The sequence below is a fragment of the Sulfuricurvum kujiense DSM 16994 genome, assembly GCF_000183725.1.
GTDB lineage: Bacteria > Campylobacterota > Campylobacteria > Campylobacterales > Sulfurimonadaceae > Sulfuricurvum > Sulfuricurvum kujiense.
This window is the reverse complement of record NC_014762.1, coordinates 1,797,005-1,809,892: the sequence shown is the minus strand read 5'-3', so window position 1 is coordinate 1,809,892 and position 12,888 is coordinate 1,797,005. Positions and strand designations below refer to the sequence as shown.

Genomic DNA, 12,888 nt, shown 5'->3' with positions numbered 1-12,888 from the left:
GATTGCTGTTTATGAAAGAATACCTAAGATTGGTAGCCTATAATATAGCCTTAAAATTTTTACGAAGCAAAGGACTTTAATGGCACATATAGCATTACCCGAATTTGAAGAGATGTCTCCCGCAATTGCGGAGAAAGCACGTCCTATTTTGGAAAAAACGGGGAAACTCGGTGAAATTTTCAAACTGTTGGCATTGGATGAAAATATCTATTTCGCAACGGACGGGATGGTTCAGGGGTTCTTGCTCAATCCAACACACCTCTCTTACGATATCAAAGAGGCGATTGCCCTTTTGATTTCAAAAGAGAACGGCTGCAAAATGTGCGTTGACGTCCACAAAGGAATCGCCAAAATGCTCGGGCTTACTGAACAGCGGATCGAAGAGATACTGCAAGGGGTTGATGCCATTAGCACAAGCGATGCGGAAAAAGCGCTTTTGAACTTTTGTATCAAAGCCTCTAAAAAAGATAACTACAAAATCCTCAAAGAGGAGATCGATGAACTCAAAGCGCTGGGATACACCGACGTTCAGATCGTCGAAGCGGTAGCAATTACCGGCTATTTCAACTACATCAATACCCTCTCCAACGTCTTCGCTCTGGGGCAATAGCCCTAGCGAGAGCTTTGGTCGCTCTCTAACCGCAATAAAAACTCTTTTTTCTCTATTCCCCCTCTGTAGCCGCCGAGCCCTCCGCCCGTAGCGATAACGCGGTGGCAGGGGATCAAAATAGCGATGGGATTGCGGCCGTTGGCATTGGCGACGGCGCGGATCGCTTTGGGATTTCCGAATTTTTGCGCTTCCTCGGCATAGGAGATCGTTTTTCCGTAGGGAATACTCAGGAGGGTTTTCCAAACTTCTTTTTGAAACTCAGTGCCCTCTGGATTAAGCGGGAGGGTAAAATGATCCCTCTCTCCTGCGAAATACTCTGCCAGCTCTTTTAAGAGCTGACGCAGCAGAGGATGCTCAATGGGCTCGATTGTAGGATCATCATCTACAAAATCCACAGAGGTGATCGCATTTCCGTCCGTAATGGCGAGCACAGTAGCAATCGGCGTTTTGATAAAGCATTTAGATGGTTTCATAATTTAATTATAGTGATTTTTTAAAGACGTTGATCCGATTCATGTCATAGTGTCATACAAATGATCGGTTGAATCTCTTATGCTATGATATTTATAAATAAAGGGGTGGAGATAATTATGTCTGTTTCACGATGCGGATGGGTCAAACTGAGTGATCCGGTGTATGTGGCATACCACGATGAAGAGTGGGGGAGAACGTTGCACGATGATCGTAAACTCTTCGAACTTTTTTCTTTGGAGACCCAATCGGCGGGGCTTAGCTGGCTGACGATCCTCAAAAAATGCGAAGGGTATCGCGAAGCGTTCGAGGGGTTTGATCTGTATAAAGTCGCCCATTACGGCGAGGCAGATATTGAGCGTATTCTCAACAGCGGACTGGTGGTCAAAAGCCGTCCGAAAATCGAGGCAATTATCGGTAATGCACAGGGGTTTTTAGAGATTCAAAAGGAATTCGGCTCGATAGACAACTATTTTTGGGGAAAAGTAGGCGCAAAAGCGATCGTCAATGATATACCTGATTACAAAAAGGCGGCATGTACCTCTGAAATTTCCGATACGATTACCAAAGGGCTCAAAAAGCGCGGATTTAAATTTATAGGATCAACAACGATTTACGCATTTATGCAGGCGTGCGGGATGGTAAACGATCATGAGAACGGATGTATATGCAAAAACCGATGAACCGAATAGTTTTTTTCGAAAATGTCGAACTTCGATATGAGACAAGTGCCGTATTAAAAAATATCTCACTGCAGATTGAAGCGGGTGAACATTGCGTCATTTTGGGGGCGAACGGTTCGGGGAAATCGACATTGATCAAGCTGATCAACTGCGAGCTCTACCCTTCCTACAAAGACGAGACGTTTAAACGGGAGATATTGGGCAATGAGCGGTGGGTCGTATCCGAACTGCGCAAACACCTCGGAGTCGTAACGAACGATCTGCATACGAGGTTTGCGTTGGACGGAGGATATCTCAGCGGTTTTGAGACGGTGCTGAGCGGTTTTAACGGGACGCTCGGATTGTTTGATCATTTAGAGGTGACTCAGGAACAGATCGAAGCGGCTGAGGGCGCTCTAAAACGGTTGGGGATTGAGCATTTGAGGGATAAGCGTTTGTGCGAGATGTCGACGGGAGAGCTGCGCAAATGTATCGTGGCGCGCGCACTCGTCCATCCGGTCAAAGCGATTTTGCTGGATGAACCGACGGTAGGACTGGATATCAAAGCGCAGCTTGATTTTATCGAGATGATGCGTTCCCTAGCACGCAGCGGAACGACGGTGATTCTGGTCACCCATCATATCGAAGAGGTCTTCGAGGAGATAAAAACGGCCGTGCTCATCAAAGAGGGGACGATCTATGCGGCGGGGGAAAAAGAGGCGGTGTTAAGCAGCGCCAATCTATCCGAAATCTTTAATACGCCGCTCGACGTCCAAAAGCTGCAAGGGCGTTATTCGATCCATCCTGTGAGATAAAGGAGAATAGATGAATCCCGCTAAAGTTATCCGAGAAAAAGTCGAAAAACTGACCGACCTCCCCAATATCGGCAAGACGGTGGCAAACGATTTTGCGCGTATCGGCATCACGTCACCCGATCAGCTCAAAAATCAAGACCCTTACGATCTGTACATACGGTTTTGCGAAGCGTTCGCAGAGTTGCAAGACCCGTGCATGCTGGATGTGCTGATGTCGGTGACCGACTTTATGGACGGGGGAGAAGCGCGTGTCTGGTGGGACTACACGCCTGAGCGCAAACGGCGCTACGGAAGCGGAAGAGTAGAAAAATAAATTACTTTGCTATCGGTGCGTCTACCGCTTTTAAAAATGCGATCAGTTGATCGAGTTGTTGCGGTGTAACGGATGAACGGCTTTGGTATTTGACCATGATCTGCACCGCTTCTTTCAGTGTCGCGACGTTGCCGTTATGAAAATACGGAGCGGTTCGGACAACGTTTCGCAGCAGCGGGACGCGAAAATAACGGCTCGGCTTCTCTTTCCCCAAAAATCCCCCTTTGTTTTCAAAGGCAAATGCCGTCCGCTTTAAGATGGCATTTTCGACTTTGAACGTTTTATCCAGATGGCACTCGAAGCACCCATTGGCGCTCATGATACGGCTGCTCTCTTTTTGATTGTAATGTTCGAAATACCCTAGACGAAGCAGCTCCGTATCGTCATTCCCCATGGTTTGGATCAAGGCGTCATAACGGTTGAGTGCGCCGGATGGCGGAGCGGATAAAAAGGCGAGATATTTTTCGCGGAGCGCATTGATTTTTTTCTGCTTTGCCATACTCCAGATCGGATGGTGCAGCAGAGGAAATTTACGAATCTCCTGACCGCCTAACCCGATTCCGTTATGACAGCCGATACACCCTTTTTGAATGAATAGATTGAGACCCGCTTGTTCATTTTCATTCAACGCACTCAGATTTCCTTCTAAAAAACGGTCATAGCGTCCGTGGGTCACCAGTGTATCTTCGTAGGCGCTGATCGCTTCGACGGTTCGATCAAATGTGATAGAAGAATCGCCGAACACTTTTTTAAATTCATGAGCATATGCGGGTATCTTGGAGAGCCTTTTTTCGATAAGTTTTGGGTTGGATGCCATTTCAAACGGGGCTTGAAGCGGCCCTTTTGCCTGATCGGCGAGACTCGCACTTCGTCCGTCCCAAAAATAGTGTTTTGAAAATGTCGTGTTTAATACCGTAGGGGTATTGAGATGATGGGGATTGCTTTGCCCTTTATCTCCGATGGCGGTAGGGCGTCCGTCCGCACCGCCGTGTTTGGTACTGTGGCAGCTTGCACAGCTGATATCACCATTCAGCGATAACCGTTTGTCAAAAAAAAGCTTTTTGCCCAACTCGGCTCTCTTATTTTGCTCTGCTGCGACGGTGTAGCTGTAGGGTATCGGTTTGAGACCGTGTTTTAGCGCCGTCTGATGCAGGGCTTCGTTTGCATGAAGCAGCGTTAGTGAAAAAAGTCCTGTAAGTATCACAATAGCTTTCATAATTGTTTCTCCTTATGAACGATGCATACGGCAATTCCCGATGCGATAAAGACGATGTTTTTGATGATGTATTGTCCGACAATCGTAAGTGTAAACGGCGGTTCGGTAAAACAGATGTCGGGAAATAAAAACAAAGGGGTAAAGGTCAGTACCATGTGCAGCATAAATATCCGCACGAAAAACGGGATAAAACGGCCGCTTAAAAAACCGATTCCGATCAGTACTTCCCATATCGCAAGCAGTTTGACGGATAATGGCGGAAGAATAAGTCCCAGAGTCAATTTTTGTATGGTCAATGCCGCCAAAGTTTCAGCGGGACTGACCCCTGGGAAAAATTTCAACATCCCGAACCAAAAGAAATTGACCCCTAAAAAAATACGGATCAAATTCACGGATTTTTCTATTTTCATGTTGTCTCCTTTTTAGAGACTATTGTAGAAAAACAGGATGATCGGGGTATGTGACCAAAGTCACATAAAAGCTAGATCGGTTCGATAATTTTGATCGAACCGCGTCCGAGGGAAATAATTCCCTCTTTTTCGAGATTTTTAAGGATACGGCTGATCACTTCGCGGGAAGTGCCGAGGATTTGGGCGATTTGTTCATGGGTGGTGAGAATGGTATCGCGTCCTTGGACAAAAAGCCAGTTTAGGAGGCGCTGATCCATCCGTTTGAAACGAAGCTCTTCGACGAGATGCATGATTTGCGATAATCTTTCCGCACAAAATGAAATTTTGAAATTGCGGTATGCGGGAGAGTTGTCGATGAGCCAACGGATCGTTTCGGCGGGAACAAGCCATCCTTCGATACTTTCATCGACGATAGCGGTAGCGGTAGCCGGAGTTTGGGAAACGGTACTGAGGGTGTTGACAAGACACTGCTCGCCCGGAGTGATATAGTAAAGGGTGATCTCCCCTTTGCCGATATCTTCGGCATGTAGGAAGACTTTCACACACCCTTTGGTCAGAAAAAGAATGCCTTGATTGACGTCCCCTTGATAATATAGAAAGGTTCCGACGCCAAGAGAGACTTTTTTGGCTTCTGAACGTACTTTCTCAAGCGATTCAGGTTCCAATGATTGAAAAAACCGGTAGTGATCCAATTCCATGAAAACTCCCTTTTCTTTTGAAAAAGTATAGCTGAGTGCGATTAAAATGTCATTGATTGCGCATTCGGTGCGTATAAAGCACCTGCAAGATCGGCCGGAGCCGCGATCTCGATCCCCTCAATGATGTCGGATTGTTTGATGTTGCCTAGTTTGACGAATCCTTCGCAGATTTTGACGTGTCCCCCTTTACGGATCAGTCCGCCCATCAACTCTTTGGGGGTTGATCCGGCAAATTTCGGCTGATCTCCTTTATTGAGTGCGAAATTAACAGCGTCGGCTGCGATGAAAACGGTGCTTTGCACTCCCGCATCTTGCATTGCATTGGCCACTGCAAGAGCGAATCCGGCTTTGACGATGGAACCTTCCGTAATCGTGATTACGATGCTTTTGGATGCTTCGGTATTGCACTCGCCTGCTTCGGCGCTTGAAATCGCCAACATCATTCCCAACATTCCCGCCACTAACGTTTTGAGGTTCATAATACCCCTCCTGATTTAAATTAGCATTTTTAATGCAGTTGAATTGTAGAGTAGAGGGGCAAGCAAATTCTGTGACGAAAGTCACAGAGACGGAGAGATTTAGAGGTACGTTTTGTAAAGGGTTCGGAGAGAAGATAAAAATTTAATTAAGCATTTTGGAGTATCTCTGCGATGGTTGCAGCGGAGTAGTCTTCGCCCATTCCCCACAATAGTGCTAATCCATGCGCATTCTCGGCAATGTCGCCGATACGCTCACGAGAAATATTTGCCGCTGAGAGGGTCACCGGTGCGCCGATAGAGTCAAACCAGTGTTCCAATGCAGCGATTCCCTCATCTGCGGTCTTCAGGCCGAAAACCTCTTGGGCAAAGCGTTCAAACTGAGCCGGATTTTGCCCTTTATACCATTTCATCCATGCCGGAATGACGATAGCCAAACCTGCGCCGTGGGCAATATTAAAGAGTGCGGAGAGGGCGTGCTCGATCATGTGGTTAGGAAAACTTCCGCCGCCCGTTCCGGAGTTCGTCAACCCGTTGAGCGCTTGGGTGGATGCCCATGCAAACTCGGCGCGTGCGTCGTAATTGAGCGGATCTTTCAGGAGAATTTCGGTCGTTTCGATAACAGTTTTGATGATAGATTCGACGAGACGGGATTGAAAACGGGGATGCTCGGTGGCGGTAAAATAGACTTCGATCGTATGGGCGATGATATCGGTTGCCGAATAGGCGAGGTATTCGGGGGTTACGCTCATCATCAGTTCGGGATTGATGATGGATATTTTCGGATTGACCAGTACGGAACTGATAGAGTATTTTTGCTTAGTGGCGTCGTTCATGACCACGGAGTTTCCGTTCATCTCGCTGGCGGTTGCCGCGAGCGTCATAACGGCATAGACGGGAAGAGCAGCTGTAATAGAGGCTTTTTGGATGAAAAAATCCCATACGTCTCCTTCGTACAGAGCTCCTGCCGCGATCGCTTTTGCCGAATCGACGACTGAGCCTCCGCCGACTCCGAGAACGGCCTGGAGATCATGCGATTTTACCATTTTGATGCCGTCATGGACACGGGAGAGGAGGGGATTGCTTACGACGCCGCCCAGCTCTTCAAAAGCGATTCCCGCTGTTGTGAGACTTTGAATGACTCTGTCGTACAAGCCGTTTTTTTTGATCGAACCGGTTCCGTAAACGAGAAGAAGACGTTTTATTCCCAGTTCGGCGATCATTTCTCCGATATTGTTTTCTTTGCCGCGTCCAAATTCGATACGGGTCGGATTATAGTAGGTAAATGTATTCATAATATTCCTTGTTTATAGATAGGTAATAAGCTCGGAAAGTTCACTGCGATGGCGGCTTTGCTGCTCTTTGACGCGGTATCCGAACGGGATCAGCAAAGGGATACCGTAGGTATCGGTATCTATCCCCATGATTTTTTCCACCGCGTCCCGGTCAAATCCTTCGATCGGACACGAATCGATACCGATGGATGCGGCGGCGCTCATCATGTTGGCAGCCGCGATGTAGACCTGTCTGGATGACCAGCACTCAAGCGCTTCATCACTTCGCGGGTCCATAAAGCTGGCGTAAAGCTGACGGAGAGGTTCGGGAAAGTGAAATTGGTTGAATTGGCTTTGGATATAGCCATCAGTGCTTCGGACCTTTTTTTTGTATCCGATCGCGATCAGTTCGGACGCGGTCGTAATCTGAGGCTGATTCCATGCGACGGTTCGGATTTCTTCTTTCATTTCGGTATCGCGGATTACGAAAAATTGCCATTGCTCCATTCCGAACGAACTGGGGCTGAGGCGTCCCGCTTCGAGGATAAATGTTAAATCTTCGTTACTCATCGGTTTGGTTGCATCGAACAGTTTGCACGCGTGGCGGAAGTGCATCGCTTTTTCAAAATCGTTTCGCATAGGGTTCTCCTTAGAGGGTGTTTTTTAAATGGTCTTGCAATCCGTTTAGGGCACCGTTGATGTCAAAATCGGATTTATAGATATCGTGTACCGCATAGCTCGGGTACGGTGTTACGCCGCAGAACTGGAAGGTTTTATGGAGGGCGATATTGGCTTCATCGACACTCATTCCCTCGAAAAATCCTTGGGGATTGTTAAACTCGCTCTCGGGACAGTTGTAGGTGAAGCTCAGCATATAGTGCTTTCCTCCCATCAGCCCGCCGCTTCCGTAAGTTTTTGACGGATCGTTTCGGCTCCGTCCGTCGCTGGTGTAGGTAACCGTATTGGCTCCGCCGGAGAAAATATCGTCGATGTATTTTTTGCCCAGCCACGGCAATCCCATCCAATAGACCGGAGATTGGACGAAAAAGAGATCGGCCCATTGGAATTTTTCCAACTCTTCGGCGACATCGTATCCCTCTTCGATAGTTGTCTCCCGGACTTCATATCCGTGATTGAGAAAAAATGTTTTCGCCTCTTTGAGAAGATCTCTCGTCAAATTCCCATTGGCGAATCCTTCGTATTTTTGGTGCAGGTTCAATAGTAATACATGTTTCAAAACAGTTCCTTCAAGGTTGTATCAGGTGAGATTTTATAGAATACAGTATATTTAGTCAAGAACGCACTAAAAAGTACTGTACATACTAAAAGGTAACTATAGATGATCAACTCCCCTTTTAATTGCCACTTTGAACTTACCCTCGAACTGATCGGCGGAAAATGGAAAGGGCTTATATTATGGCATCTGCACGATAAAAAAGTGTTGCGAAACGGAGAGATGCTTCGTCTCATGCCCCGCATCACTCAAAAGATGCTGACACAGCAGCTGCGCGAGATGGAGGAAAACGGTCTGATCCGACGTGTCGTCTACGAGCAGGTTCCGCCGAAAGTGGAATACTCTCTGACCCCGCACGGAGAGGCGATTCGTCCTATTTTGGAGATGATGATCGATTGGGGCGTAGAGTATGCGCGGGATAAAAATATACTCATCGCCTGTACACAGCAAAAAGGCTAAAGCCGCTTTTGCCCGTAAACAGGCAATGAAGATCGCATTCAAAATGTGACATCGTTGTTTTAAGAGGCGGGAAGATCCTGATAGGTATCGATTATGAGTAAAAACTGATCTACGTTAGCCAAAAGCAATTCTACTAACTTCGGTTCAAACTGCTTTCCGCTTTGTTGACGGAAATACTCTAAAATTTCATCGATTTCCCATCCCCGTTTGTAAACTCTTTTGGTTCCCAATGCATCGAATACGTCGGCGATTGCCGTAATTCGTCCGAATATATGGATATTTTCTCCGCTGAGTCCTCGGGGGTATCCCAGACCGTCCCAACGTTCATGATGTTCGTGGGCAACGATGGCTGCCGCCTGAAGCAAAGGACGGGAAGAGTTTTTGAAAAACGAATAGCCGGTTTCGGCATGCGTTTTCATAATCTCAAACTCTTCATCGGTCAATTTGCCGGGTTTGTTCAAGATATGGTCAGGGATTCCTACTTTGCCGATGTCGTGCATCGTTGCGGTAGACCATAGGGTTTCGCATTCGGAGGGGCTTAATCCATAGGCGGCGGCAAGAATTTTCGCGTATTCGGCGACACGTCGGACATGTGCCGCCGTCTCCTTGGAACGGTTTTCTCCTACATTACCCAACATCAAAATCAACTCTTTTTGGGTTGCTTCGATCTCCTCTTTTAGTTCAACAAGCGGAGTGATGTCTTTACGAAGGCTGATATATTCGACGATTTCGTCTTTGCTGTTTAGAATAGGGCTGACAACGGCATCGACAATATAGACTTTTCCCTCTTTGGTAAGATTTTTGACGATTCCTTGCCATGGGCGTTTTTCACGAATCGTATCCCACATCTCTTTGTAAAAAGATGATGGAACTTCGGGATGCCGAACGATGCTATGGGATTTTCCGAGAAGCTCGCCATGCGAATAGCCGCTGATAGTGCAAAAATTATCGTTCGCATAGGTAATGCGGCCGCTTGGATCGCTTTTGGTGACGATTGAGCTTATGTCGACGATCTCTTTATACTGTTTGAGCAGTTCTTTGTTTTCGGAGAGTTCAAAAGAGAGCGTTTTTTGTGCCGATCGGAGATTGAGATGGGTAGTGACACGGGCAATAAGTTCACGCCGCAAAAACGGTTTTGAAATGTAATCTACCGCTCCCGCTTCAAATCCTTTTATAAGGCTCTCTTCATCGTTTTTTGCAGTGAGAAATACGATAGGTATGGAGCTGTAGCGTGAATCGGCTTTTAGACGTTTACAGGTTTCAAGCCCGTCTAGAAGCGGCATCATCATATCAAGCAAGATAAGATCGATCTCGTTTTTTTCGACCCGCTGTAATGCCTGCTCACCGTTGACTGCATAGATTATATGGCATTCATTTATCTCTTTTAGGACGTTAGATACGACTTGAATATTACGCGGTTCGTCATCGACGACTAAGATGGTCGGTACGGATGAACTTATCATGAAATGCTCCATAGTTTTTGGTTCTTTTGATACTCTTTTAGCAAGCTTTCGACGCTTTCTATGTTGAAGCTTTCGCAATTTTCTTTAAGTAATGACGCATACTTTATAATGGCTTTTGTTTCGAATTCGTTTCCTATATTAAACAGCTTATCGGCGAATCCTTCGGCTAATTCGATATCCCCGGATTCCAAAATGGCATCTACCTCTTTAGCGCAATCGGAAAGGCTGTTTTTTAACCGCTCCTGCTCATCGGGGGTAAGTCCTGAAATGGCAAAAGAACTCTCTTCCTCCGGCAGAGGTATATTTTGCGTGTAAGGTAAAAAGCGTTGAAGTGTTGAGATCAGTAATGATTTATTGACCGGTTTTTCGATAATTCCGTCAAAGACTTTCATCAGGTGTTCATAATCTTCTTTCATCACCGATGCGGTGACTGCGACTACGGGGAGGGTATGATTGCTTAATTCATCTCTAATAAAGCGGATAGCCTCCCATCCGTCCATACGCGGCATACGAATATCGGTCAATACGAGATCATAGGCGTGTTCACGGATGAGCTCGGTTGCCTCCAGCCCGTCTACCGCTTCTTCGATCTCGAATCCGAATTCGTTCAAAAATTCATGAAGCAATATCCGGTTTTCTTCAATATCGTCGACAATCAGGATTTTGGAGGATGAGAAGGTGATGGTGTTTTTCGTCGGTGCTTCTTCTGCCTCCGCGAACAATGCTTCCGAAATTTCGATATTTGCTATTGTGAACGTAAATTCGCTCCCTTGGCCCAGTTGGCTCTCAATGGTAATATCCCCTTTCATAAGCTGTGCCAGTTTGCGGCAGATGGCAAGCCCTAAACCGGTTCCGCCGAATTGTCGGCTGTCTTGTCCGTCATTTTGGATGAAAGCATCAAATATTTTTATTTGATTTTTCGGCGAAATACCGATTCCCGTATCTTTGATCGAGAAAATGAGATCAACAAAGCCTTCGTTTTTGGAAGGGGTAGACAATACACTGAGGCGAACGGAACCTTTTTCGGTGAATTTGATGGCATTGGAGATGAGATTGAATAATATCTGTCGAATACGGATTTCATCGGCAATAATCCATTCGGGGAGATTCTTTTCTATTTCATAGGTGACTTCAAGCCCTTTTTTCTTTCCGGGCTCGATAAACATATTCATGATTTCTCGAAGAAACGGTTTGAAATGGAGCGGATGCAATTCCACTTTCATATGTCCCGATTCGATTTTGGAGAGATCCAAAATATTATTGATCAACGAAAGGAGGGCTTTTCCCCCGTTTTTGATGGCATGCAGATACTGTACCTGCTTCGGCTCCTTGACCTCTTGTTCCAGCAAATCCGAAAATCCGATCACCGAATTAAGGGGCGTGCGGATTTCATGGCTCATATTAGCCAAAAATTCAGATTTAAGCTGGTTTGCCGAGACGGCTTCTTCTTTGGCCATTTTTAAATCTTCGGCCATCCCGATGTGCTTTTGAAGGGCAGATTCAAGCTCCTGCGTACGCAAACGTACTTGCTCTTCGAGTGTGATATTGAATCGGCTTAGCTGTTGATTGGATATATCAAGCGCTTCTTGCGCTCGGATCACTTCGATAAATTGTTGGGCTGAATTTTTGATGATATAGGTCAGGAGAACCGTTTCTGCAATGACCATTACCCCGTGTAAAATAACATATTCTGTCCCGCACCCGTAACTGAATATCATCACCGGCTCATTGCCGAGTATAACGTGGAGAGATTGCATCCAGTTGAACAGCAGATGGTGAATGAGAATCGCCGCAGTCGCGATAAACATCGGCACTACATCTTTGTAAATGGTCAATATGGCCAAACCGATAAAAACATGAAAATGCATCTCTATCCGACCGAGATGCTGTTGTATGTAGATAGCGGAAAAGAGCATGATGGCAACAGCGGCAATCAGACGAAACCACAGTGTTCCCCGCAGCAGAATGAACGCTGCACTGCACAGGGTAAGAATAACGGCACTTCCGACTATTCCGAGCCAGTAGGTATTGTAATAATTGGCTGTTACGAAAATCGCGACAAATGCATGAATGAGTAAAATCCACATCATCAGTTTGTCTGCTTCGTAATAATGCGATTGTAATAACAGGCGCTCTTTAGTCCCTAAAACTGTAAATGGAATCATACGATTAAGCTTTCTAAATCATCGATGATCACATCTTCAGAATAGGGATGGGTCACATAGATTCGTTTCAAAACATAGTGATTTTGTTCACGGATCAATAGATAAAGGTTAGAGGAGTGGGACATCTCCTCATTGTACGGTGTGAGGGCAAGATGAAAATTGCGCTCAAATCGGTCAACTTCGGATGCGGTTGCATAGATGCCGTGAAATGTCGGATCAAAACTTTTTGCGAACGGCTCAACCCATTCCTTCGGCTGTGTCGGATTAAGATTGACAAAATAAAATGCAGTATCGGGATAGTGTTCATGTATTCGGCGGTACATAGGGGTGAAATCATTGAGTGTCGGGATACATATGGCGGTGCATCCGACATATCCGAAATAGACAAAAACCGCCTTTGTCGTCTCGTGTTCCAAAAACGGCACAAAAATATCCGATTGGTTTATTTTGACCGAGCGGGTCTCTTCGGTAAAAAAATTGGCAGTCAGAGGAAAAATCATCAACAGAGAAAGCATTAAGAACAGAAGTATAAAGCCTGCAATATTTTTTTTCAAATGAAACCTTTGCTTTTGTTTGTAAAAGTGTAATATAGAAATGTTGGGTGAGTGTTTGATGGAGAATG

Annotated in this window: 16 protein-coding genes; 5 read left to right on the top strand and 11 right to left on the bottom strand. The window is 46.0% G+C overall.

Annotated features, from left to right (window positions below; genetic code table 11):
• Positions 1-79 precede the first annotated feature (79 nt).
• Positions 80-610 carry a carboxymuconolactone decarboxylase family protein gene (locus SULKU_RS09020; protein WP_013460655.1) on the top strand — a complete coding sequence of 177 codons (531 nt, stop codon included), beginning with the start codon at positions 80-82 and terminating at the stop codon, positions 608-610.
• Positions 611-612: 2 nt separating this feature from the next.
• Here the strand turns inward: SULKU_RS09020 and SULKU_RS09015 are convergent, their stop codons facing one another.
• Positions 613-1,083, bottom strand: coding sequence for a methylated-DNA--[protein]-cysteine S-methyltransferase (locus SULKU_RS09015; RefSeq protein ID WP_013460654.1), 471 nt, complete (start codon positions 1,081-1,083; stop codon positions 613-615).
• 117 nt (positions 1,084-1,200) lie between these two features.
• Here SULKU_RS09015 and SULKU_RS09010 point away from each other — a divergent pair, with 117 nt between their 5' ends.
• Genes SULKU_RS09010 through SULKU_RS09000 form a run of 3 tightly spaced genes read left to right on the top strand, consistent with a single transcriptional unit; the run spans position 1,201 to position 2,871 of the window.
• A complete protein-coding gene (locus SULKU_RS09010) occupies positions 1,201-1,764 on the top strand; it encodes a DNA-3-methyladenine glycosylase I (RefSeq protein WP_013460653.1) in 564 nt (187 codons plus the stop codon).
• Positions 1,761-2,558: an ABC transporter ATP-binding protein gene (locus SULKU_RS09005; RefSeq protein WP_041667088.1), complete on the top strand. Its 798-nt coding sequence runs from the start codon at positions 1,761-1,763 to the stop codon at positions 2,556-2,558. Before SULKU_RS09010 ends, SULKU_RS09005 begins: the two co-directional genes overlap by 4 nt.
• 10 nt (positions 2,559-2,568) lie before the next feature.
• A complete protein-coding gene (locus SULKU_RS09000) occupies positions 2,569-2,871 on the top strand; it encodes a helix-hairpin-helix domain-containing protein (protein ID WP_013460651.1) in 303 nt (100 codons plus the stop codon).
• Position 2,872: 1 nt separating this feature from the next.
• Here SULKU_RS09000 and SULKU_RS14520 read toward each other — a convergent pair whose 3' ends face one another.
• The 7 genes from SULKU_RS14520 to SULKU_RS08965 all read right to left on the bottom strand — a co-directional run bounded on the left by SULKU_RS14520 (position 2,873) and on the right by SULKU_RS08965 (position 8,182).
• A complete protein-coding gene (locus tag SULKU_RS14520; RefSeq protein ID WP_013460650.1) occupies positions 2,873-4,087 on the bottom strand; it encodes a cytochrome-c peroxidase in 1,215 nt (404 codons plus the stop codon).
• A complete protein-coding gene (locus SULKU_RS08990; RefSeq protein ID WP_013460649.1) occupies positions 4,084-4,497 on the bottom strand; it encodes a DoxX family membrane protein in 414 nt (137 codons plus the stop codon). The genes SULKU_RS14520 and SULKU_RS08990 overlap by 4 nt, the downstream gene beginning before the upstream one ends.
• A gap of 71 nt (positions 4,498-4,568) precedes the next feature.
• Positions 4,569-5,195: a Crp/Fnr family transcriptional regulator gene (locus SULKU_RS08985; RefSeq protein WP_013460648.1), complete on the bottom strand. Its 627-nt coding sequence runs from the start codon at positions 5,193-5,195 to the stop codon at positions 4,569-4,571.
• A 41-nt stretch (positions 5,196-5,236) separates the two neighbouring features.
• Positions 5,237-5,674: a DsrE family protein gene (locus tag SULKU_RS08980; protein WP_013460647.1), complete on the bottom strand. Its 438-nt coding sequence runs from the start codon at positions 5,672-5,674 to the stop codon at positions 5,237-5,239.
• Positions 5,675-5,820: 146 nt separating this feature from the next.
• Positions 5,821-6,966 (bottom strand): iron-containing alcohol dehydrogenase, encoded by a 1,146-nt coding sequence (locus SULKU_RS08975; protein WP_013460646.1) that lies wholly within the window; start codon positions 6,964-6,966, stop codon positions 5,821-5,823.
• A gap of 12 nt (positions 6,967-6,978) precedes the next feature.
• Positions 6,979-7,584 carry an NAD(P)H-dependent oxidoreductase gene (locus tag SULKU_RS08970; RefSeq protein WP_013460645.1) on the bottom strand — a complete coding sequence of 202 codons (606 nt, stop codon included), beginning with the start codon at positions 7,582-7,584 and terminating at the stop codon, positions 6,979-6,981.
• Between the two features lie 10 nt (positions 7,585-7,594).
• On the bottom strand, positions 7,595-8,182 hold the full coding sequence (locus SULKU_RS08965) for an NAD(P)H-dependent oxidoreductase (RefSeq protein ID WP_013460644.1): 588 nt from the start codon (positions 8,180-8,182) through the stop codon (positions 7,595-7,597).
• Positions 8,183-8,284: 102 nt separating this feature from the next.
• On the opposite strand from SULKU_RS08965, the gene SULKU_RS08960 reads away from it, so the two are divergent.
• Positions 8,285-8,638, top strand: coding sequence for a winged helix-turn-helix transcriptional regulator (locus tag SULKU_RS08960; RefSeq protein WP_013460643.1), 354 nt, complete (start codon positions 8,285-8,287; stop codon positions 8,636-8,638).
• Positions 8,639-8,697: 59 nt separating this feature from the next.
• Here the strand turns inward: SULKU_RS08960 and SULKU_RS08955 are convergent, their stop codons facing one another.
• The 3 genes from SULKU_RS08955 to SULKU_RS08945 are packed head-to-tail and all read right to left on the bottom strand — an operon-like array spanning position 8,698 to position 12,820.
• Positions 8,698-10,101, bottom strand: a complete 1,404-nt coding sequence (locus SULKU_RS08955) for an HD domain-containing phosphohydrolase (RefSeq protein WP_013460642.1) — start codon at positions 10,099-10,101, stop codon at positions 8,698-8,700.
• On the bottom strand, positions 10,098-12,266 hold the full coding sequence (locus SULKU_RS08950; protein ID WP_013460641.1) for an ATP-binding protein: 2,169 nt from the start codon (positions 12,264-12,266) through the stop codon (positions 10,098-10,100). The genes SULKU_RS08955 and SULKU_RS08950 overlap by 4 nt, the downstream gene beginning before the upstream one ends.
• Positions 12,263-12,820 (bottom strand): SCO family protein, encoded by a 558-nt coding sequence (locus SULKU_RS08945; protein ID WP_013460640.1) that lies wholly within the window; start codon positions 12,818-12,820, stop codon positions 12,263-12,265. Before SULKU_RS08945 ends, SULKU_RS08950 begins: the two co-directional genes overlap by 4 nt.
• Positions 12,821-12,888: the final 68 nt, after the last annotated feature.

Coding starts and splice junctions, on each gene's coding strand:
- SULKU_RS09005 (WP_041667088.1), top strand. CDS start 1,761: ATGAACCGAATAGTTTTTTTCGAAAATGTCGAACTTCGATATGAGACA.
- SULKU_RS08990 (WP_013460649.1), bottom strand. CDS start 4,497: ATGAAAATAGAAAAATCCGTGAATTTGATCCGTATTTTTTTAGGGGTC.
- SULKU_RS08975 (WP_013460646.1), bottom strand. CDS start 6,966: ATGAATACATTTACCTACTATAATCCGACCCGTATCGAATTTGGACGC.
- SULKU_RS08955 (WP_013460642.1), bottom strand. CDS start 10,101: ATGATAAGTTCATCCGTACCGACCATCTTAGTCGTCGATGACGAACCG.
- SULKU_RS14520 (WP_013460650.1), bottom strand. CDS start 4,087: ATGAAAGCTATTGTGATACTTACAGGACTTTTTTCACTAACGCTGCTT.
- SULKU_RS08960 (WP_013460643.1), top strand. CDS start 8,285: ATGATCAACTCCCCTTTTAATTGCCACTTTGAACTTACCCTCGAACTG.
- SULKU_RS09015 (WP_013460654.1), bottom strand. CDS start 1,083: ATGAAACCATCTAAATGCTTTATCAAAACGCCGATTGCTACTGTGCTC.
- SULKU_RS08980 (WP_013460647.1), bottom strand. CDS start 5,674: ATGAACCTCAAAACGTTAGTGGCGGGAATGTTGGGAATGATGTTGGCG.
- SULKU_RS09010 (WP_013460653.1), top strand. CDS start 1,201: ATGTCTGTTTCACGATGCGGATGGGTCAAACTGAGTGATCCGGTGTAT.
- SULKU_RS08985 (WP_013460648.1), bottom strand. CDS start 5,195: ATGGAATTGGATCACTACCGGTTTTTTCAATCATTGGAACCTGAATCG.
- SULKU_RS08970 (WP_013460645.1), bottom strand. CDS start 7,584: ATGCGAAACGATTTTGAAAAAGCGATGCACTTCCGCCACGCGTGCAAA.
- SULKU_RS08950 (WP_013460641.1), bottom strand. CDS start 12,266: ATGATTCCATTTACAGTTTTAGGGACTAAAGAGCGCCTGTTATTACAA.
- SULKU_RS09020 (WP_013460655.1), top strand. CDS start 80: ATGGCACATATAGCATTACCCGAATTTGAAGAGATGTCTCCCGCAATT.
- SULKU_RS09000 (WP_013460651.1), top strand. CDS start 2,569: ATGAATCCCGCTAAAGTTATCCGAGAAAAAGTCGAAAAACTGACCGAC.